This window comes from Pseudoxanthomonas sp. CCNWLY206-1 (genome assembly GCF_039710385.1).
In the GTDB taxonomy this organism is placed as follows: domain Bacteria; phylum Pseudomonadota; class Gammaproteobacteria; order Xanthomonadales; family Xanthomonadaceae; genus Pseudoxanthomonas_A.
The window spans coordinates 829,885-848,399 of the sequence record NZ_JBDKXI010000001.1; the positions used below are offsets into that span (position 1 = coordinate 829,885).

An 18,515-nucleotide genomic window follows, 5' to 3' on the forward strand; every position below is an offset into this window, starting at 1 on the left:
ACGCCTACGGCCGGTCTCAGGCGGCTTCTTCGCGGATCAGCCCGAACAGCACATCAACGATGTCCTGCACCGTGCGCACGGATTTGAACGCATCAGGCTGCAGGCCCCGTCCCAACAAGGGCTTGAGCTGCACAATCAGGTCCACCGCATCGATGCTGTCGATATCCAGATCATCGTAAAGGCGCGCTTCCGGTTTGATCCGCGACGGTTCGATCTCGAAGGACTCGTGAAGGATCGCGACGATCCGGTCGAAAAGTTCGTTCTTGGTCATCTTGCTACCCCTCGCCCCAGAGACTACTGCTGTCTCTGCGAAGCGACAAATTCAGCCAAAGCGTGCACGCTGGAAAAATGGCGGCGCGTTTCCTGCGAATCCGCGGAAAGGCTGACGCCATAACGCTTCTGCAGCGCTAAGCCCAATTCCAGCGCATCGATCGAATCCAGCCCCAGACCCTCGACGAACAGCGGCGCGGCCGTGTCGATGTCCGCGGGCGCGATGTCTTCCAGTGACAACGACGAAATGATCAGTTCCTTGATCTCGTGCTCAAGTGCCTGCACGCGTTTGTTCCCCTGCAAAATAGTGAGCCAGAAAATCGGTAAGTCGTCTCGCCGCGACAGCTTCCCCCCCTGTAACAGGATCAATGCCGTCCAGGAACCGCGCAATCGGCAGGTCTTCCTGAACGTCGACCGTTACATGGAACCGCCTCGACGGCACACGATACCATTTCTCCCCTTTTCCCAGGGTGAGTGGCGAACACGTCAACCGTACCGGCGTAATGTTCAGCTTGCCGCGTACCGCGATATTCGCCGCACCGCGCTGCAATCGCAGCGGCTGGCCCGGCGTGGTGCGGGTACCTTCCGGAAAGATCACCAGGTTGCCCCCCGCCCGCACCGCGGCGATACAGTCGTCCACCAATCCGGCCCCGTCCTCATTGGAAACGTAACCAGCCGCCCGGACCGGCCCTCGCATGAACGGATTGCGCGCTACCGCCGACTTGACCACGCAGTCGGCATTGGGCAGAAGGGAAATCAGGAACACCACATCGATCAACGTCGGATGATTAGCCAGGATCAGCAGGCCGTCCCGCTGCAAGCGCTCCTGACCACGGATTTCGTACGTCAACACGCCCAATCGACGCATCAGCTCCACATGGGCGGCGAAACTGCGCTGTACCAGCCGACGTATACGCTGCTTTCGGCGCAAGGGATCCCGCACAGACCATTGCAGCGGCGGAATCACGAACAGCCGCAGGACAAGCCCGCCCACGCCGAACGCCAGGAAGCTCAGACCGGTCCCAAACACCCGCCAGGCATGGTTCAGTCGTTCACGCATGCCGTCGCCAGGTCCAACTCACGTTGTCGGCACTGAATTCCAACGTCCTGTCCTGCGCCAGAAAAAAGCGCTGCACGTCCAGGCCATGCGGCAGATCCGATGCCGCTGAAGCCGGGATTGGCGTCGAAACGGAGCTGGCGCCGTCACCCCAACTCAGTTCCAGCGGTACGCCCTGCCGGCCTGCGTTGGAGCGCGTGATCCGCCAGCTCCAGGCATAGAACGGGTCCGCCTCGTCGGCGAAATCCTTATAGACGTCGGGCAACGGGGCCTCATAGCCGACCACCAGCACCTCCGGCGCGCCATCGGCCAACAGCCCGGCCGCTTCCACGCAGGCCGCTTCCGCGGTGGTCTTCCCCGCCGCCAGCGCCAGATAGTTGCCGCGCATGCCGCGGATGATCGAATACAACGCCGCGATGGCGTTATGCACGGATAGGCCAAACCCCGTCGGCGAAAGCGGTTCATTATTCGCCAACGCCCGCAACAGCTCCATCGAGCGCTCCACATCCCCATGCCGCGATGCGAACACCAATGGCACCGATTGCGCTTCCGCTTCCTGGCACCAGTACGCCGTCTGAATCGCCATCCGTCCGAGCCGCTCGATGCGGCGGCGCTGCATGGCGGGTACTTCGCTGAGCGCCGGCGTTTGCTCCCCCTGCGGCAGAAAAGGCTGTTTTGCCCAATCCAACCACTCCTGGCGCGTCTGCAGGCCCGGCGCCCATGCCGACCAATCGATTACGGTGAATTCAATCATTCCCTGCGGTACTGCCTTGCCGGAGCGGTCCGCTATTTCAACCGCAACGGGGTCGATTCCGCCAGCCGTGAAAAAAATTGAACCCGAAGCTTGCGCATCCGTGAATCGCTAGCTATTATTCCGCTCCTTCCAGCACACGTGGGGCCATAGCTCAGCTGGGAGAGCGCTTGCATGGCATGCAAGAGGTCGCCGGTTCGATCCCGGCTGGCTCCACCATCTCCCGGCATTAGGCCTGTCTGGAGTTGAAAATTTGGAAAAGCTTTACCGCGTCCCCATCGTCTAGAGGCCTAGGACATCACCCTTTCACGGTGGCGACCGGGGTTCGAATCCCCGTGGGGACGCCAATTTAGAAAAACACTTAGGGCTCGGGAAACCGGGCCCTAATTGTTTCTGGCGTATTGAAGATCAAATGACACGGCGCCCCAACGAAAACGTTCACGAATTCAATCCAGGCGTAGGCACGTAGAGCGGAGCTTGCTCCGCTGCTCTGCTCCCAGGGGCGAACGCCTGAGCCGCTACCCTGCAACAACCTAGCTACTCCGGCAGATTCGAACGAATCAGATCCGCGGTTTCGGTAAGTTGCTTGGCGGAAACTCGAACTCGCTCTCGACGCTGTGCGTCTCCGCTTGGGTCGTGTGATACGCCCCTTTTGCGCCCGGCGCCATCGAATGTTGCGAGTTGAGGCGGACCTACACCCCAATCACTGCCCTTCTGCCGAGGCACGACATGGAAATGGAAGTGCGGTGTTTCCTGTCCACTAAAGACCCCGTTGTTCTGGAACGTAAGTATTCCGAGGGGCCGATAAGTCTTGACGAGCGCCTCTGCGACTCTCTTAGCCGAGACCAATACAGCCCTGCACTCTTGGTCGGAGAGATCGAGCAACGTCGCGACGTGCCGACGCGTGATAACGCAGCACTGGCCCACTTCGAATTGCCACGGATTGATCACGGTCAACGTATGTTCGCTTTCGTCTATGACCGCCCATCTTTCTTCGCGACCTGCCATCCCTTCGCAAAGATCGCACGGGTCTCTTACGGGAAGCTTGATCATTTACCCTCTCCGATTAAGCTGGTTTGTCCCAGGCTGCCCAACTCTTAGTAGACAGACCCAGGGCCTGGCTATCATCTGCTCCGATAGTGCAACGACTTGTCACCCGGCGTTTAAGCCGTCTTTCGAATCGCGAGTTAGGTCATACACGAGGTAGCTCTTATCCTCATCCCATACGGCGACTACATTCTCAACTCCATACTCCATAGCAACCGGTTCAATCGGATCAGTTGATGTCCAAAACACGCCAGTGGTTCTGAGGTAGCCCTCCCGATGCGCATGTGTTCGCTTTTGAGAAACGCGGGTACAGGAATCGAACGTGACTTGGAGAGGCTCGTTTTCACGAGTGCCATCTCGGCCAAAGCTGTAGCACAGATCGATACTATCGAGCGGGTAACTGTCGCCGTCGTCAAACGTCAGAACCCAAGCGCCACGACGAGCCTTGGCCCGAAGCAGGTAGTCATAGAGATGGGCGGCTTCCATAGTCTGGAAAAGTCAGATGTCGCCGGAGCTACGCCGATCAGTGAAATGGTGATTTGATGTCCAGTTATCGCCAACCACGCCAAACAGCTCTTCCGCGTTCTCGAGCGCCTCTTGCTTGGTTTTGAACCAGCTGTCCGCGGTAAAAAAACCGGCGGGCGACATGACGAGGTGATAACCATGCTTCTTGGTGCCTTGAATTTCCAAGAGCACTTCGCATCGGGTCGCTACTGCCTCGCTCCCGCGTGCACCATCGGCGGGCTCAAGACCCCAACTATTCCTGCTTCCGAAAATATCGGCGGCCACCTTCGCCACGATCGATTCCATTGCGTTCCTCAGCTTTTCTCTAAGAATTCACTGCCCGCCGACTCCGCAGGCAGGCGAAGACGCTCGGTTTCCTGGGGCACAACGGCGGCGGCAAGACATAGCCTGTGCACGCTTGGGCCCTTCAGGTTCGACGGAATCACTTTCATGATCAATCGACTCTCCGCCCCTCAGTGCGGTTTCCACCCGAGTGGATGTCCTGGCCGGCGTCTGGTGGCCGTGATTGCGACAAAGTAACAGACCTCCCATGGAGTCGGACTTTCTCCCTGCTACCAACTGGTTAGCGTCACTGCATCGGTTGGCGAATGATCGTCTTCCACTTGCTTGGATCTGCGCGCCGAACATCGCTCAAGTAAATCTCATGGTGCTTTCCGGCGAGGCCTGATCGAGCATTGATGAAAGCGTGCAAGCGCTCAATCGTCGGCCCCTCTGCAGAGAACGGGCCAACGTGCAGTACTTGGGCGCAGCGACCTTCGGTAAATTCCTCCAGGCGAAGTTTGTCGATGGCGGGAAGCTTCTTCTTGCTTCGAACTGCTGAAGTAGCCGCCTTGATGATTTCGTCGCCAACAAAGTCGGGTTGCATGATCATCATCGTCCATTTCCATTTTTTTCTATCGTTGGAAATGAAGGCCGACATGTCTTCCGCCCACCAAAGCCCTTCAAGCGGCATCACGGAATAATCGAGCTCCTGTGGGCCTTTCTTGACCATGAACTTGGCGGTGTAGGACACGGAAAACAATGCTTCCACCGCTTGCGCATATTCCTGGGAATTGTTCGGATCGCCTTGTCCGTCAACCATGAGGAATCTGAAGGCAGGGACATCAATCTGCGCAACGTCTGTGGCAGGTGCTCGGTAGAACGGGTTCAGTTCCCTCTTGACGTCGATCTTCTTCATTTATCCCCACTGCCCTGGCGCTCAAGTCAGCTCTATTCCACATTCTCGACCAGCGACCTCCACTCGGCAAGCCGGCTGAGTCTGTACTCGATTGGCGACAAGCCGATAGTTGGCAGTCGAGTGTTCGGGGTGGCTCCGACCAAGGAACGAAAACCGCCTGTCATTCAGACCAACGGCGGCTCCCAAGGCCGCATGGCTGTCCCGAAAGGCGTATTGTGGAACCACCGCGTAAACAAGGACGTGGTTATGAAATCCCTACTCTTCAGATCGGTGCTGTTCCTGGCGCTAGGCGTCACTACCGCCATATTGGTCGGCATGTGGTTCTCCTCGGAGATCGATACCGCGATTCCCGCGAATTATCTGATTGACCGCAGCTAGCGCGATTACAGGAGAAACCTGGCGCCCGGTTTCCCAGCGTTTTGAATCGCTGGTCGCCTATCGGCCGTGGGACAACGATTCCACTTGCGGACTGCGATCCTGATCAATCGCCCGCCTTGGCCATACGCGCAAATATCGGTCGTTAAACCTGGCGGAATGCGCCGACGGTGGCTGGCGCGTCTACCTGCTATTCACGCCACCCGCCGGTAGGATTGCCTCGACGTAGCTATTGCGATCACACGTTCGAGGAGTCCGGACATGAGCCCGACGACCCGGCAGTTGTTTCGCCTATCCGGTGGCACTGAATTGTCCTTCGTCACCGCAGGTGAGCCGGACAAGCCTGCCGTGCTGCTCCTGCACGGATCTCCGAGTTCCTTGCGGATGTTTCGCGACGTCATACCCGAACTGTCGCAGGCCTGTTACGTGATCGCGCCCGATCTGCCGGGCTCTGGCGAGTCGGACGTGCTGCCCTCGCCCTCGTTTCCAGCATTGGGGCAAGCCATATTGGAGCTGCTGGACCACTTATCTGTCGGGTCCCGCTATATCTATCTGCATGACTACGGCGCCCCGGTGGGGTTCCATATCGCCATGCAGGCACCCGAACGGGTGCTGGGCCTCATCATCCAGAACGCCAACGCTCATCGGACGGGGCTGGGGCCGCAATGGGATGAGACACAGGTTCCCTATTGGTCGCAGGCGACCCCGGAAACCGAGGCGGCCGCGACCGCACACCTCACGCTTGAGGGGACACGCGGTACCTACACCTCCGGTGCCCCGCCGGACGTCGTCGCGCGCATGTCGCCCGAAATCTGGGAAGAGGACTGGCGGGTGATGAACTTGCCGGGCCGCATGGATACACAGCGGGCGCTTATCAGGGACTACGGAAAATACGTCGAACGGTTCGATGCCATCGCAGACTACCTTGCGCGTCGGCAGCCGCCTGCGGTGATGATCTGGGGGAGGCACGATCCGTTCTTTGATCTCGCCGAAGTTCTGTCCTGGATGCAGGCACTGCCCAGGATGGAAGCCCACATCCTCGATGGCGGCCACAAATTGCTCGAGACGCACTCGGCCGCGGCTGTCCGGATCATGCTCGATTTCATCAAGTGCGCGCATAGGGCAGCCCGCGGAACGAAAGTGCAATCCGGGTAGTTTTGCGACGAGACCGCATCACTCCAGACCGGCGCGCGCCAACTCATTGCTTACCGGCAGGGTCTTTCGACTGCAGCAAATCACGTTCGCCATGCGCACGGCGTTCGGCGGCGAGTTGAGCGTCGATGTCATGGTTGACCGAGGTGTCGCCACTGCCCGGCCGCTCGGTGGGCGGTGCGGCCGCGGCTTGCGCAGCACGGCGTTGGTAGGCCGCTTTCACGGCGCGGATCGATTCGGTGCGCACCTTGACGAGATCGTTCTGGCGCTGATCCACCCAGCCGTAGAAGCGCAGCACGATTTTGTCGGCGGCGTATTCTTCTATCTGCCAGGACGGGGGCGGGTCGGTCAGTACGCCCGCCACGCCGGCAATCTCGTCCAACGCGAGTTCCTGCGACTGCCGGATCGACTCGTTGATGCCCAGGACCACGGTGAAGTCGAAACGACGCATCGGGTTCTGCGTGTAGTTCAGCATCACGGACTTGAACACCAAGGCATTGGGCAGCGTCAGCTGATTGCCGTCCAGGGTCATCAGCATGGTCGCGCGTGAGGTCAGCGCAACCACCTTGCCCTCGCGGTTCTCGACCAAGATGTGGTCTCCGGGGGCGAACGGTTTGCGAAGGCTCAACAAGATGCCGGCGACGTAGTTTTCGGCGATGTCCTTGAAGGCGAAACCCATCACCAAGCCGACCACGCCGGCCGAGCCCAAGGCCGCGCCGACCAACGTGGTAGCGCCCAGCAGGTCGAGCGCCATCAACAATCCACCGAATACGATCAGCCACTGCAACACCCGACCGATCAGGCTGTCGATATAGGGGTTGCGCTGGTGAAGCCGGCGCAGATGAATTCGGCCTGCCACGAAGCGGCCGAGCCACAACGCTATCAAAAGGATCACCACGGCGACGACCAGCAGCGGTGCGGCGGCGACCAGGCGCAGCAGCTTGTCGCCAATCTGGCGTACCGCCACCTGCAACCGATCGCTGAGGCGGGTGCTGATCCGTACCCGATTCTCGACCGCCTCGATGCCGGGCTGCTGGGTAGCGACTTGTTCGGCGACTTCGCGTTGTTCGGGTTCGACTACTTCGCCGTCGAGCCGCGCCACTTGGCCGTGCACGGTCGCGGTGACGTCCTGCAGTCCATCGACATCGCGCAGCCGCTCACCGACCTGGCGGCTGAGCTCGCGGTCGGCTTGCGCTTCGGTTGGTGGCGCAGGCGCGAGAGGTGCGGGCGCCGGAGTGGCACTCGACGTTGCTGATGCTAATTGCATCAGCACCAGCAGAAAACAAGCCATGGCCCATCGGTGGATAATCTGCATTCGCGGCTTCTTGGTGTTTGTGGGAGTCGTCGCCATGCAAAATGCCGGAATGAAATGTGTTGTATTTGATGTAGGAGCGACGTGAGTCGCGATGAGGCTTTCCCGGTAAAGCTTCATCGCGACTCACGTCGCTCCTGCAGGACACCCTCGCCACTCATCCCTTGATCGCGCCTGCCGCGGTTTTCTCCGCGATCTTGGTGCGGGCGACGGTCTGGCGTTCGCCAATGACCATTTCGGTGATCCAACCGATCAGCATCTTGGTGTAGGCCTGTTGGTCTTCCTTGCGGACCAGGCCGTGATCGGCGCCGCCGATGACGCGGGAAGTCAGCGACTTGGCCTTGGTGAAGGCCTTGCGATAGTTCTCTGCGACCTGATGCGGCACGATCTCGTCGTGTTCGGCTTCCACCAGCAGTACGTCACCTTGAAAGCGGGTGCACGCCTTCATGGCACGGTTGTGTTCGGCCGTCACCACGGTGCTGCGATACGCAGGAAGATCCCAACGGTTACGCAGTTCGAATTTAGGGACGTCCCAATCCTCGTCCTTGTATAACGCGGGCGAACGCAACGCCAGCCAGCGAACCGGGCGCAGCTCACTGACCAGCGCGGCCAAGTAGCCGCCGTAGCTGATGCCCACCAACATGATGGACCGGCCGTCCACATCGGGTAGCGAAACAAAACGATCGTAGGCAGCCAACAGATCTTCCAGGTTTTGCTGGCGCGTCACCGTTTCGCGCATCAATGCGAAGCGCTCATGGCCGCGCAGATCGAACGTCATGCACATACAGCCCAACGCGGCCGCTTCTCGCGCCCGTCTCAGATCGTGCTGCTGGCTCCCGCCCCAGCCATGCACGAACAGGATCCCAGGCAGCGCCGTATCCGGACCCAGCAAAGTGCCTTGCAGCACCTCGTGATCCACCTTGATGTCCACCTGCTCAAGTTTCACGTCCACGCATCGATACTCCGCAGTATTTCGTCAACGTGCCGTTCCCCGGCACGTTGCCTTGGAATAGGACCTGCGCACCCGCGGGAGCATCTCCCTCTCCATAAAGTTCGCAGGTAAAAGCCTCGATCCAATGCTTCGATGGTGAGGCACGCAGTGCTTCGTACGCCGCAATCTCGGCGGCGGTGGCGCCACCTACACGCCAGGAATGCTCCAACACGGCCACGTGTTCGCTGCCGCCATCTTGCGAACCGATAGCCACATCGTAGTTGCGGCGCGATGCGAACACGCCGGGGAAGGCATCCATGACGCTGCGCTCGTACCCCAGCGCGGCGGCGATAGCGTCGCCGATGCCTGGGGGAAGACGGTTCTTTGCCAGTTGCGCCAGGTTCCCACGCAGCACATGAAGATGCGAACCGCCATATACCGACGTACCTTCCTCGGTCTGGGTCAAGCGCTGCTCGCCGTAATACGCCAACGTCATGCCGGGCAGATCGACTTCACCGATGCTGATGGTACGCAGCTCGCCCAGATTAACTTCCGCGGATACACCCGCGGCAAGGACATCGGGCCCCAAAGCTTCAACGAACGCGGAATTCCGCCCCGCATCGGAGACCACCGCCTGACCGACACCACCGCGCGACCCGCCGCATTTGAGCCGCGCGGGCCCCTGCGGCAGCAGCCGTTCGATGGCGTCATAGATATCGGGTTTGGAAAATGCCGAATACCCGGGCAACGTATATGCGGCTATGTGCGTCCCCAAGGCAGGATTCCAGCCAGCGGGAGACGCAATGGCGCCAGGTACCAGCGGGTGAGCCACTACCTTCGTCGCCACGAAGGGATGCGGCACTACGCCTCCCAGCAAACTGTCAGCGCTGCTCACCCCCCAATCCGCCGCCTCTTCGACCGACAAGGTTTCAAACGGGATGAAGTAAGGAAGATCGGGATAATCCTGCCCGGCCGAAAACCAGCCCGCATACGGCCAATCCAATATCCTGGAGAGGCGGCGGCAGAGTGCTTCATGCGGTTCCCGGTCGTGCGGTAGTAAGGGCTCTCTGCCCGACAGGGCAACGATGCACCGGCGCGTTTTGTCCATTGCCACCTCGTGGTAACGGTTTCATTCTGGAACGACTGCCTGTTAGGCCTCGGTCAAGGCAGCGTTGATGCGGATGTTGATGCGATGTCCGTCCGCGTAAGCGGAAGTCATTCGACATCAAGCTTACTGTTCCTATCAGGCTTGATCGTCACGCCGACTAGACGTGCGATGCGGCAATCTGACTTCGCATAAAGCAACAAAGGCACCGGAGAACGAGGATGTTCCCCAGTATTGGAAGGCCCGAGAAGATTTTGCGCCGCCGTTCACCCCACTCTACCGCGGCAGCCAATCAGCACGCGGACACCGCCACCGGCAACACCGCCATCGCGTGTTTCTCGCAGTATCTTTCGGTGGACGACCGCCTGGTATCGCGCCTCGACAATGCCGCAAAAGCGCCCGACCGGCCCGAGGTCGAACTACTGGGCGACGCCAGTGTCATCGTGTCGCAAGTCCATCGACTCTGCCTACAGTCGGCGCGCTTTGGCTTGCCGACCCGAAGTAATACGCGAACCGATGCCATCGGCATCATCAGTGTCCGGGACGCCTGCGACCGGCATAAGCCCGCGTGGGAAACGCGACGCTGCGTGGTTCCCATGAATGCATTCAAGACCATCACTTCTACCGACGGTTTGTGGTGGAGCACAGAGGACTCCATCGTCTATGCCGCCGCGCTTCGCCATACGGTGGGCCATAACGGGCATACCGCGACGCATTTTCAACTGATCCAGTCGCCGCTGGACGACCGCGATCATGCGCCCGCGCTCATACCGGGCGCGATGATCGGCTGGTGGCTGAGCCTGGCGGGAAGCGACGCGGCCGACTATCTGGGAACCGCACCGCAGCCCGCGTTGGAGCCGCCGCAAACCACATGGTCGCCGACGCTGGATGACGAGAACATGCGGGGCATTCCGTGGCTGGCCACAGGTGGCGGCGCGTCGGTGAAGCCGCGTCGTTAGTACTGCCGGGATAGCAGAGCACGAGTAAACCCTCAGCCCCTTTTTTTACGCTCTAAACAGCCGAATGGCTGGTCAAGGAAGGCGAACCGTTGCCGCTCGCCACTTACTATTCGCCATTCCACTTGCCATTCACCACTCGTCTCTTTATTCGTCTTCAGCCTCACCGATATCCTCGTGTACTTCCACGAAGACCTGTTCGAGCGCGTCTGAAATCCCATACTCGTCGCCCACCGTGCGCAGTTCTCGCTCCAGCAGGCCATGCAGCGGCTGCGGGGTTTCTTCGAACAGATGGGTGACGGCAGGCCCCACCGCCGACATGATGCCTTCGATGTCGGTATCGGCAGCCTGCCGTACCAGGGCGCCGAAATAGGCTTCCAATCGGTATCTGATCGCCATGGATGGAGACGTGACCATTGTTGGATATCCCGGCGAACGCGCTTTTTGTTCTTTCATGGCATTGCTTTAGCGCTTGGCCATGAGTTCAGGATTCTGCTCGCGCCACAGGAACTGCAGGACCGTCGGCTCCAGGTGCTCGGAGAGCCAATCGGCCATCGCTAGCTCTTGCTGCAGAATTCCTTCACAGACTTCCCGGGTGATGCTGTCGCCAGCCTGTTCGGCGGCGGCTACCAGCGCCCGGTACATGGATATTTCCAAGTGCTCCAGCGCCAGTCCCGCGGCTGTCCCCTTGACCACTTCATCGCCCATCAATGCGTTGCAGGCAGCATGAATGCTGCCCATCGCCTTGGCCATGAATCCCTTTAGTGCAGGCGGGGATCCGCCTAGGCGCTCGATGCAACCCAGTAGCGATTCCGCTTGCCGGTGAGTCTCTGCCACATGTTCGCTCAACCGTTGCTTCAACTCAGGGTAGTGCTCTATCCGACCGGCCAACGTCGATAACAGCGCCTCGGACTCTTTCTCCATCGCATGCGCATCGCTCAGCCATTCCAGCAAACGTTCGTGAGTGTCTTTCGCCATGTCTTAGCACCTCGATCCATGCCGCCTCTCCGCGGCCAGGTTGTCGCTGATCCAGTTCCGCTGCCTGGGGCACCGCAGCCCATTCGACACGCAGTTTCGAATTGCAATAGCAATGCTTCCGCAACTTCCATGCCAGCATTGGCGACGGCAAAGCGGCTTCACGACTCGTTGTTGAAATGATGCCTCGCACGATCGTGCGCTCTGAGGGCTGGGGAATCTTCGCGGCTCGTGAAGGCGCCGCGACGAAAAGCACGACGAAGCGTTCTCACCATCTCCTCTACCAGGACCGGCGCACGAGAGTTCGCGGCTGCGGAACTCACACACACCGCCTGAACTTTCTGCAGGGCCCGGCATCGATTGCCGGTGCGGTGAACTCGCCGGCACGAGCTTCACGCTGGATTTTCGCCGCCGGACGCAAAATCCGCATCAGGCGAGGCGCTGGGAGTCAGGCATATGAACGTTCGCGACAAGAAAGACCCACCCGCACCAAACGAAAACCGCAATCGGGAGGAAACACCGGAAGAACGTCGCCGGCGCAAAGAACACGAAAGCGAGATCCATGACGAATCGGTGGAAGAAACCTTCCCCGCCAGCGATCCGGTGTCGCCATTCGTACCGGCCAAAGCGCCGGACTAGTTCGAGCGGATCGAGCGAATCGCATGCGTTCGGGCGTATATGCCTGGCGACGCTGATGACGACTAACCGCGATCAGCCCCTGCACCGGAACCATGGATCCGGCCGTCCTGACTGGGCTGGTAGAGCGCTCCTTCGCGCTGCCGCGGGGCCGAATCGCGTTGCTGACGTGCACCCTGGAGCACGGCCATGCGATCGGCGAGCCTCGGCAGCAATTTGGAAACGGTGGAATTCATCGCCGCCATGGCTCCCACGGTGACATCGCGCCCACCCTCGACCGCGACTCTGAGAATGGTGTTTGCCACCCGCGTCGGGTCGAGCATCGGGTCGGGCAGTTTCGGTTCCCGATCCATGTAGTTGCGCGCGTGCTCGGGGTACGGTGTGTCCACCGCCGTGGGCTGAATCAACACCACCGACACCGGCACCTGGCCGATCCGTTCGATCTCCACCCGCAAGGCGTCGGTAAACCCCTTCACGGCGTGCTTGGACGCCGCGTACATGCCTTGCAGCGGCACCACCGCGTCCGACAGTTCGCTGCCGATATTGATCAATGCGCCGCCGGAGCGCGCCAGGTGAGGCAATGCCGCCAGCGAGCCATTGACCACGCCCCAGAAATTGACATCGAACAAACGCCGGCTGTCTTGTTCGGATACTTCGGTCAGTCGGCCATAAATGGCCACACCGGCGTTGTTGACCCAGGTGTCTATCCGGCCGAAGCGCCGCATGATCGCTTCCACCGCCGCGTCGACTTCCTGGCGATTCGACACATCCGCGCCAATCCCCAGCGCATCACCCCCTTCGGTGCATATCGCGGATGCCATTTCCTGCAGGATGTCTTCGCTGCGCGAAATCATCGCAACCTTCGCGCCACGCTCCGCGGCCATTAACGCGGTGCACAATCCGATGCCACTGGAAGCACCGGTAACGGCGATGACCTGCTGTTCGATCGGGAGATGCCTGACCATGGTCTTGCTCCTGCCCACAGGGACCCAGCGACCATAGGAAATCGCTGGTGGTTACCGCGTGAATCCCCCCTCGTAGAGCGTAGCTTGCTGCGCTGCTCCTGCTTCGGTCTTGCCGGCAATCCGCTGCGTCCCGTGCAACTACTTCAATGGTGATAACCCTCCCCTCTCCTCACCTTGCCGCGAAACACCCAATACGAGAACGCCGTATAGATCAGCACCAACGGCATCACCAGTAGCGCGCCTACCAACGCGAAACCCTGGCTTTCCGGGGGACTCGACGCTTCCCATATCGTGATGCCTGGCGGCACCACGTGCGGCCACAGGCTGATGCCCAACCCGCTGTAGCCCAGAAAAATAAGCAGCAGCGTCAACAGGAAAGGCATCCAATGCGCCTGCGTTCGCAGCGAGCGCAGCAGCTGCCAGGCAGAAATTGCCACCAGTAGCGGCACCGGCGACAACCACAACAAGTTGGGCCAACTGAACCAGCGTCGCGCCACGTCCGGCAAGCTCAACGGCGTCCACAGGCTGATCAGCACGATGGCCGCCAACAATCCCCATACCGCACGCTGCGCCAACTTCCGCGCACGCTGTTGCAGCTCGCCTTCGGTCTTCAGAACCAACCACGTGCTACCCAACAACACATAGGCGGCCATCAGACCGATGCCCGTGAACAAAGGAAACGGCCGCAGCCAATCCAGCGGACCGCCGCTGTAGCGGCCGTCGTCCACCGCCACGCCCTGTACGAACCCGCCCAGCGTGACGCCTTGAAAGAACGTCGCCACGCAGGAACCCGCGGCGAAGGCGATGTCCCAGCGCTTTCTGCGCTCAGGCGGCGCCTTGAAGCGGAACTCGAACGCCACGCCACGAAATATCAAGCCGATCAGCATCAGCATCAACGGCAGGTAAAACGCACTCAGTACCACCGCGTACGCCAATGGAAACGCCGCCAGCAATCCAGCCCCCCCCAGCACCAGCCAGGTCTCGTTGCCGTCCCACACCGGCGCCACGGTATTCATCATCACATCGCGGTCTTCCTTGTCGGGAAACCACGGGAAGAGCAGCCCGATGCCCAGGTCGAAACCATCCATGACGACGTACATCATTACGCTGAAAAGAATCACCAGTGCCCACAGGATGGGGAGATCGATATTCATGGCGGCGGCGTCCTTTGGCTGTGCGGCGGCTCGCTGTGCGGATCGGCATCCTCGTCCGCAGCACCCGAAGCGGCGGAGATCGGCCGCATTTGCTGCCGGACCGAACCTGGCCCGCCTTCTTCTTGTTCTTTGCCTTCGCCCGGGACCGGTCCGCGGCCGATGATCTTCAACGCATACCAACTGCCCGCGCCGAACACCACGGCGTAGACCAGTATCAGGGTCGCCAAGGTGAAGCCCACTTCCGCCGCCGAGTGTCCCGATACCGCATCGCGGGTACGCATCACGCCGTAGATAACCCACGGTTGCCGACCGATTTCCGCGGTGAACCAACCCGCCAGGATGGCGATCAAACCCGATGGGCCCATCAGTAGCGTGAAACGGAGCAACGGCTTCGATGTGAACAGCCTGCCGCGCCATCGCTGGACGGCGGCGAATACGCCCAACAGGATCATCAACACGCCCAATCCCACCATCACGCGAAAGGTCCAGAAAACGATCGCGGAATTAGGGCGGTCTTCCTTCGGGAACTCCTTCAGCCCGGCAATTTGCCCATCTCTGGAGTGCGTCAATATCAGGCTGCCCAATGCGGGAATCTCGACGGCGTAGCGGGTCTTCTCCGCTTCCATGTCGGGCAAGCCGACTACGGTGAACGGCATCGGTTCGCCTGGGGTGTTTTCCCAGTGCCCTTCGACCGCAGCGATCTTGGCTGGCTGGTACTTGAGCGTATTCAGGCCGTGCATGTCGCCGACCAGCAGTTGTGCTGGCGCCGTGAAAAACACCATCCACATTGCCATGGACAACATCTTCCTCACGCCGGGCGTGTCGTTGCCACGCAACAGATGCCATGCGCCGCTGGCTCCGACCAGCAACGCGGTCGCCAGATATGCGGCGACCACCATATGAGTCAGCCGATACGGAAACGATGGATTGAGGATGACGCGCAGCCAATCGACGGGGACCACGCGACCATCGACGATTTCATGGCCCTGTGGCGTCTGCATCCAGCTGTTGGACGCGATGATCCACGTGGCGGATACCAGTGTGCCCAACGCAACGGCAACCGTGGAAAGCAGATGAAGGCGATCGCTGACGCGGTTCATGCCGAACAGCATCACGCCCAGGAAACCCGCCTCCAGGAAAAACGCGGTCAGCACCTCGTAGGCGAGCAACGGCCCGGTAACACCGCCGGCGAAGCGCGAGAACTCGCTCCAGTTGGTGCCGAACTGATAGGCCATTACCAGACCCGACACCACGCCCATTCCGAATGCGACGGCGAATATTTTCAGCCAGTAGTGGAACAGATCCAGATAGACCTGCTTCCGCGTCCACAGCCCCAATGCCTGCAGCACAGCCAGGTAGCTCGCCAGACCTATGGTCAGCGCGGGGAAGATGATATGGAACGACAGGGTGAAGCCGAACTGCACCCTGGCGAGGATCAATGCATCCAGACTGGACATGGGCGGTATGCCGAAGTCGTGGCCGTGGCCGCAACTTTAACCGCTCGGGCCACCCATTACAGGCAATATCGCACCGTTCACGTACGAGGCTGTCACCGGCGACGCCAGGAAAACATAAGCTGGCGACAATTCCTCCGGCTGCGCCGGGCGTCCCATCGCGCTTTGCTTGCCGAACTCGGCTACCTTCTGCGCCGGCTGATCGGCGGGGTTTAACGGCGTCCACACCGGACCAGGCGCTACGGCGTTGACGCGTATGCCGCGCTCCAGCAGGTTACTGGCCAGCGACTTGGTGAACGCATGGATGGCGCCTTTGGTGGCGGAGTAATCCAGCAGCTCCTTGCTGCCGAACAGCCCCGTCTCCGAACCGCTGTTGATGATGCAGCCACCGCGCCGCATATGCGGCAGCACCGCGCGGGCCATGTGGAAATAGCCGCCGACGTTCGTCAACAGCGTTTCCTCGAACTGTTCATCGGTCAGGTCCTCGAGGTCAGGCACATGCTGTTGGAAGGCCGCATTGTTTACCAGCACATCCACGCCACCGAATGCCTCGACCGTCGCGGCAACGGCACGCTCGCAAAACCCCGAGTCCTTGACATCACCGGATATCAATAGGCATTCCCGCCCCTCCTTGCGCACCCATTTCGCGGTTTCCTCTGCGTCCTCGTCTTCGTTGAGATAAAGGATGGCGACGTCAGCACCTTCCCGCGCAAACAGCACGGCGACCGCGCGTCCGATACCGGAATCACCGCCGGTCACGATAGCCTTCATGCCCTCCAGCTTGCCGCTGCCACGATAGTCCGGCGCAAGAAAGCGAGGAGCTTCCTCCAGTTCGGATTCGCGGCCGGGCTTTTTAAGGTGTTGAGCGGGCAACGGCGGTTCGGGTTGTTTGCTGGTTCCCGCCTGTACCGGCTTCTTCTTCGCCTTTCCTTTGCTTTCCAACGCATCCGCCTTGTCTTGGAGAGTACGTTGCTTATCGACCGTCTCCTTGACGGGCGCGGCCTTTTTCTTCACGGAGTTCTTCATCGATTCTTCCTCGATCGTGGGGAAAAGAAGATTGTTCCGGAGCCGGATCCCAGGCCCGGCATGCGAACGACAACGTTCGTCACGATAGTCCGTTGCGCGTGATGAAAACGCTTGTTTTCAGGCACTTCGTCGCTTGAAATGTCTCCACGATCGCTTCACGCAACCGTCGCATCGGATTGACATCTTCGGTGGCAGATTGCCTGCATTACCCATTCAGGATCTCGCCATGAACACCAAAGCTCTCATCCTTTGCTTGGCTACGGTTCTACCCATCGCCGCGTGCGACCGTAACGATCCCAATGACACGCCGGCCGACACGCCAGCGGATACGGCAGCAGATACCGCCGACACCGCGACACCCGCCGGAACACCCACCGACACGACGACGCCAGCCACCGGCGCTACGCCGAGCACGGACGCGGCCGGTGCACCGCCTGCGGGCAATCTCTCCGAGGCCGAGCGTGGCGCGCTGGGTGTGCTGAATGCTATCAACGAACATGAAGTTGCCGCGGGCCAGCAGGCATTGAGTAAGAACGTGCCGGACAACATTGCCAAATTCGCGCAGATGATGGTGGACGAACACAGCAAGAATCGCGACCAGACCAACCGCTTCGGGCCCAATGCGGACGATCCAAAAGCGGCTGCCCAGCGCGACAAGGGCAAAGCCGAACTGGATACGCTGGGCAAGCAGTCGGGCGATGCCTATGCCAAGGCTTACGTCGATGCGATGGTGAAGGGACACACCGAAGCGTTGGCCGCGCTGGACAACGACCTGCTTCCAGCGGCTGTCGATCCTGCGGTGAAAACCCACCTGACCGATACGCGCGCGGCGGTCGCCAAGCATCTGGAAGAGGCCAAGCAACTGCAGGCGAGCGGGAAGTAACGCATGGCCGACAGGTCCATCGGGTTTTTCCGCGCCAACGGCCTTTCCCTGGTCCTTATCGCCATCTTTCTCGGCACATTGGTCGGTCAGCTGTTGACCGGCCACGCCAGCTACAACGAAGAACGCATCGAGAATGGTGCGATGTCGGAGCCGTTGTCGGCGTACCTCGGCAGCGGCCATTTTCTGTCCGCCACGTTCGAGAACTGGGAAAGCGAGTTCCTGCAGATGGGCATGTACGTACTGCTGACCGTTTGGCTGCGACAGCGCGGCTCGGCGGAGTCGCGCCCCTTCGAACATTCGCCCGGCGAGGAAAAGATAGATCCAGGCCCTACGCCTTGGCCGGTCCGCGCCGGCGGCCTGTGGAAGCTGATCTATGCAAATTCACTGGCACTGGCGTTCTTCGCGCTGTTCGCCCTGTCGTTCGTTCTGCACCTGCGCAACAGCTGGCGGCTGGAACTGGATGAACGCCTGCTACGGGGTGACCCGCCCATCAGCCTGTGGAACCACTTCAGCGGGCCGACATTCTGGTTCGAATCGTTTCAGAACTGGCAGAGTGAGTTCTTCGCGGTGTTAGCCATCGTGGTGCTGTCTATTTTCCTGCGGCAGGAAGGTTCACCGCAATCCAAACCGATGAAGGCGCCGCATGCGCAGACCGGGGCATGAGAAAGACATTCCTTGTGGAGCGGTCTCGGCTATTCGCTACTGCCTGCCGTTGCGACGGCTTCATTACTACCGACAAGGTGCCATCGCGGAGCGCAGCTCCG

Annotated in this window: 21 protein-coding genes and 2 tRNA genes; 8 read left to right on the forward strand and 15 right to left on the reverse strand. The window is 60.4% G+C overall.

What is annotated here, in order from left to right:
- Nucleotides 1-16: 16 nt before the first annotated feature.
- Genes AADW18_RS03470 through AADW18_RS03485 form a run of 4 tightly spaced genes read right to left on the reverse strand, consistent with a single transcriptional unit; the run spans nt 17 to nt 2,081 of the window.
- The gene (locus AADW18_RS03470) at nt 17-271 is read right to left on the reverse strand and encodes an acyl carrier protein (protein WP_337341946.1); all 255 of its coding nucleotides are present in this window, start codon (nt 269-271) and stop codon (nt 17-19) included.
- A 23-nt stretch (nt 272-294) separates the two neighbouring features.
- Nucleotides 295-555 (reverse strand): phosphopantetheine-binding protein, encoded by a 261-nt coding sequence (locus tag AADW18_RS03475; RefSeq protein ID WP_337341947.1) that lies wholly within the window; start codon nt 553-555, stop codon nt 295-297.
- On the reverse strand, nt 542-1,330 hold the full coding sequence (locus tag AADW18_RS03480; protein WP_337341948.1) for a lysophospholipid acyltransferase family protein: 789 nt from the start codon (nt 1,328-1,330) through the stop codon (nt 542-544). The genes AADW18_RS03475 and AADW18_RS03480 overlap by 14 nt, the downstream gene beginning before the upstream one ends.
- Complete coding sequence (locus tag AADW18_RS03485) at nt 1,323-2,081, reverse strand: beta-ketoacyl synthase chain length factor (protein ID WP_337341949.1); 759 nt, start codon at nt 2,079-2,081, stop codon at nt 1,323-1,325. The genes AADW18_RS03480 and AADW18_RS03485 overlap by 8 nt, the downstream gene beginning before the upstream one ends.
- Before the next feature lie 140 nt (nt 2,082-2,221).
- Here AADW18_RS03485 and AADW18_RS03490 point away from each other — a divergent pair.
- Nucleotides 2,222-2,297 (forward strand) — tRNA-Ala (locus AADW18_RS03490).
- Between the two features lie 52 nt (nt 2,298-2,349).
- Nucleotides 2,350-2,425 (forward strand) — tRNA-Glu (locus AADW18_RS03495).
- Between the two features lie 1,198 nt (nt 2,426-3,623).
- Here the strand turns inward: AADW18_RS03495 and AADW18_RS03500 are convergent.
- Both AADW18_RS03500 and AADW18_RS03505 read right to left on the reverse strand, forming a co-directional pair.
- Entirely contained in the window at nt 3,624-3,935 is a 312-nt protein-coding gene (locus AADW18_RS03500) for a hypothetical protein (RefSeq protein WP_337341950.1), read from the reverse strand.
- A gap of 283 nt (nt 3,936-4,218) precedes the next feature.
- Entirely contained in the window at nt 4,219-4,827 is a 609-nt protein-coding gene (locus tag AADW18_RS03505) for a GyrI-like domain-containing protein (RefSeq protein WP_337341951.1), read from the reverse strand.
- Between the two features lie 246 nt (nt 4,828-5,073).
- Here AADW18_RS03505 and AADW18_RS03510 point away from each other — a divergent pair, with 246 nt between their 5' ends.
- Nucleotides 5,074-5,205 (forward strand): hypothetical protein, encoded by a 132-nt coding sequence (locus AADW18_RS03510; RefSeq protein WP_337341952.1) that lies wholly within the window; start codon nt 5,074-5,076, stop codon nt 5,203-5,205.
- A gap of 258 nt (nt 5,206-5,463) precedes the next feature.
- Nucleotides 5,464-6,357 carry an alpha/beta hydrolase gene (locus AADW18_RS03515; RefSeq protein WP_337341953.1) on the forward strand — a complete coding sequence of 298 codons (894 nt, stop codon included), beginning with the start codon at nt 5,464-5,466 and terminating at the stop codon, nt 6,355-6,357.
- A gap of 43 nt (nt 6,358-6,400) precedes the next feature.
- Here the strand turns inward: AADW18_RS03515 and AADW18_RS03520 are convergent, their stop codons facing one another.
- From AADW18_RS03520 to AADW18_RS03530, 3 genes are all read right to left on the reverse strand, one after another.
- Nucleotides 6,401-7,669 carry a mechanosensitive ion channel domain-containing protein gene (locus AADW18_RS03520; protein WP_337341954.1) on the reverse strand — a complete coding sequence of 423 codons (1,269 nt, stop codon included), beginning with the start codon at nt 7,667-7,669 and terminating at the stop codon, nt 6,401-6,403.
- Between the two features lie 154 nt (nt 7,670-7,823).
- The gene (locus tag AADW18_RS03525; RefSeq protein WP_337341955.1) at nt 7,824-8,618 is read right to left on the reverse strand and encodes an alpha/beta fold hydrolase; all 795 of its coding nucleotides are present in this window, start codon (nt 8,616-8,618) and stop codon (nt 7,824-7,826) included.
- Nucleotides 8,602-9,705, reverse strand: a complete 1,104-nt coding sequence (locus tag AADW18_RS03530; RefSeq protein WP_337341956.1) for a DUF3182 family protein — start codon at nt 9,703-9,705, stop codon at nt 8,602-8,604. Before AADW18_RS03530 ends, AADW18_RS03525 begins: the two co-directional genes overlap by 17 nt.
- Before the next feature lie 218 nt (nt 9,706-9,923).
- On the opposite strand from AADW18_RS03530, the gene AADW18_RS03535 reads away from it, so the two are divergent.
- Nucleotides 9,924-10,661 carry a hypothetical protein gene (locus tag AADW18_RS03535; protein WP_337341957.1) on the forward strand — a complete coding sequence of 246 codons (738 nt, stop codon included), beginning with the start codon at nt 9,924-9,926 and terminating at the stop codon, nt 10,659-10,661.
- Between the two features lie 144 nt (nt 10,662-10,805).
- Here AADW18_RS03535 and AADW18_RS03540 read toward each other — a convergent pair whose 3' ends face one another.
- Nucleotides 10,806-11,057 carry a hypothetical protein gene (locus AADW18_RS03540; protein WP_337341958.1) on the reverse strand — a complete coding sequence of 84 codons (252 nt, stop codon included), beginning with the start codon at nt 11,055-11,057 and terminating at the stop codon, nt 10,806-10,808.
- Nucleotides 11,058-11,123: 66 nt separating this feature from the next.
- Nucleotides 11,124-11,636 (reverse strand): ferritin-like domain-containing protein, encoded by a 513-nt coding sequence (locus tag AADW18_RS03545; RefSeq protein WP_337341959.1) that lies wholly within the window; start codon nt 11,634-11,636, stop codon nt 11,124-11,126.
- A gap of 453 nt (nt 11,637-12,089) precedes the next feature.
- Between AADW18_RS03545 and AADW18_RS03550 the strand changes: the two genes are divergently transcribed.
- Nucleotides 12,090-12,272 carry a hypothetical protein gene (locus AADW18_RS03550; protein WP_337341960.1) on the forward strand — a complete coding sequence of 61 codons (183 nt, stop codon included), beginning with the start codon at nt 12,090-12,092 and terminating at the stop codon, nt 12,270-12,272.
- 62 nt (nt 12,273-12,334) lie between these two features.
- Here the strand turns inward: AADW18_RS03550 and AADW18_RS03555 are convergent, their stop codons facing one another.
- The 4 genes from AADW18_RS03555 to AADW18_RS03570 form a co-directional block, all read right to left on the reverse strand.
- Nucleotides 12,335-13,234, reverse strand: a complete 900-nt coding sequence (locus tag AADW18_RS03555; protein WP_337341961.1) for an SDR family oxidoreductase — start codon at nt 13,232-13,234, stop codon at nt 12,335-12,337.
- 143 nt (nt 13,235-13,377) lie between these two features.
- Nucleotides 13,378-14,388: a cytochrome d ubiquinol oxidase subunit II gene (gene cydB, locus AADW18_RS03560; protein WP_337341962.1), complete on the reverse strand. Its 1,011-nt coding sequence runs from the start codon at nt 14,386-14,388 to the stop codon at nt 13,378-13,380.
- Nucleotides 14,385-15,845 carry a cytochrome ubiquinol oxidase subunit I gene (locus tag AADW18_RS03565; protein ID WP_337341963.1) on the reverse strand — a complete coding sequence of 487 codons (1,461 nt, stop codon included), beginning with the start codon at nt 15,843-15,845 and terminating at the stop codon, nt 14,385-14,387. The genes cydB and AADW18_RS03565 overlap by 4 nt, the downstream gene beginning before the upstream one ends.
- 36 nt (nt 15,846-15,881) lie before the next feature.
- Nucleotides 15,882-16,868, reverse strand: coding sequence for an SDR family oxidoreductase (locus tag AADW18_RS03570; RefSeq protein ID WP_337341964.1), 987 nt, complete (start codon nt 16,866-16,868; stop codon nt 15,882-15,884).
- 226 nt (nt 16,869-17,094) lie between these two features.
- Between AADW18_RS03570 and AADW18_RS03575 the strand changes: the two genes are divergently transcribed.
- Both AADW18_RS03575 and AADW18_RS03580 read left to right on the forward strand, forming a co-directional pair.
- Nucleotides 17,095-17,751, forward strand: a complete 657-nt coding sequence (locus AADW18_RS03575; RefSeq protein WP_337341965.1) for a DUF4142 domain-containing protein — start codon at nt 17,095-17,097, stop codon at nt 17,749-17,751.
- A 3-nt stretch (nt 17,752-17,754) separates the two neighbouring features.
- Nucleotides 17,755-18,414 (forward strand): DUF6766 family protein, encoded by a 660-nt coding sequence (locus AADW18_RS03580; RefSeq protein ID WP_337341966.1) that lies wholly within the window; start codon nt 17,755-17,757, stop codon nt 18,412-18,414.
- Nucleotides 18,415-18,515: the final 101 nt, after the last annotated feature.

What these genes read in the sequence shown, in the direction of transcription:
- AADW18_RS03540 (WP_337341958.1), bottom strand. Translation starts at nt 11,057, where the DNA reads ATGGCGATCAGATACCGATTGGAAGCCTATTTCGGCGCCCTGGTACGG.
- AADW18_RS03485 (WP_337341949.1), bottom strand. Translation starts at nt 2,081, where the DNA reads ATGATTGAATTCACCGTAATCGATTGGTCGGCATGGGCGCCGGGCCTG.
- AADW18_RS03505 (WP_337341951.1), bottom strand. Translation starts at nt 4,827, where the DNA reads ATGAAGAAGATCGACGTCAAGAGGGAACTGAACCCGTTCTACCGAGCA.
- AADW18_RS03570 (WP_337341964.1), bottom strand. Translation starts at nt 16,868, where the DNA reads ATGAAGAACTCCGTGAAGAAAAAGGCCGCGCCCGTCAAGGAGACGGTC.
- AADW18_RS03500 (WP_337341950.1), bottom strand. Translation starts at nt 3,935, where the DNA reads ATGGAATCGATCGTGGCGAAGGTGGCCGCCGATATTTTCGGAAGCAGG.
- AADW18_RS03510 (WP_337341952.1), top strand. Translation starts at nt 5,074, where the DNA reads ATGAAATCCCTACTCTTCAGATCGGTGCTGTTCCTGGCGCTAGGCGTC.
- AADW18_RS03470 (WP_337341946.1), bottom strand. Translation starts at nt 271, where the DNA reads ATGACCAAGAACGAACTTTTCGACCGGATCGTCGCGATCCTTCACGAG.
- AADW18_RS03545 (WP_337341959.1), bottom strand. Translation starts at nt 11,636, where the DNA reads ATGGCGAAAGACACTCACGAACGTTTGCTGGAATGGCTGAGCGATGCG.
- AADW18_RS03480 (WP_337341948.1), bottom strand. Translation starts at nt 1,330, where the DNA reads ATGCGTGAACGACTGAACCATGCCTGGCGGGTGTTTGGGACCGGTCTG.
- AADW18_RS03515 (WP_337341953.1), top strand. Translation starts at nt 5,464, where the DNA reads ATGAGCCCGACGACCCGGCAGTTGTTTCGCCTATCCGGTGGCACTGAA.
- AADW18_RS03555 (WP_337341961.1), bottom strand. Translation starts at nt 13,234, where the DNA reads ATGGTCAGGCATCTCCCGATCGAACAGCAGGTCATCGCCGTTACCGGT.
- AADW18_RS03580 (WP_337341966.1), top strand. Translation starts at nt 17,755, where the DNA reads ATGGCCGACAGGTCCATCGGGTTTTTCCGCGCCAACGGCCTTTCCCTG.
- AADW18_RS03550 (WP_337341960.1), top strand. Translation starts at nt 12,090, where the DNA reads ATGAACGTTCGCGACAAGAAAGACCCACCCGCACCAAACGAAAACCGC.
- AADW18_RS03530 (WP_337341956.1), bottom strand. Translation starts at nt 9,705, where the DNA reads ATGGACAAAACGCGCCGGTGCATCGTTGCCCTGTCGGGCAGAGAGCCC.
- AADW18_RS03520 (WP_337341954.1), bottom strand. Translation starts at nt 7,669, where the DNA reads ATGCAGATTATCCACCGATGGGCCATGGCTTGTTTTCTGCTGGTGCTG.
- cydB (WP_337341962.1), bottom strand. Translation starts at nt 14,388, where the DNA reads ATGAATATCGATCTCCCCATCCTGTGGGCACTGGTGATTCTTTTCAGC.
- AADW18_RS03575 (WP_337341965.1), top strand. Translation starts at nt 17,095, where the DNA reads ATGAACACCAAAGCTCTCATCCTTTGCTTGGCTACGGTTCTACCCATC.
- AADW18_RS03565 (WP_337341963.1), bottom strand. Translation starts at nt 15,845, where the DNA reads ATGTCCAGTCTGGATGCATTGATCCTCGCCAGGGTGCAGTTCGGCTTC.
- AADW18_RS03535 (WP_337341957.1), top strand. Translation starts at nt 9,924, where the DNA reads ATGTTCCCCAGTATTGGAAGGCCCGAGAAGATTTTGCGCCGCCGTTCA.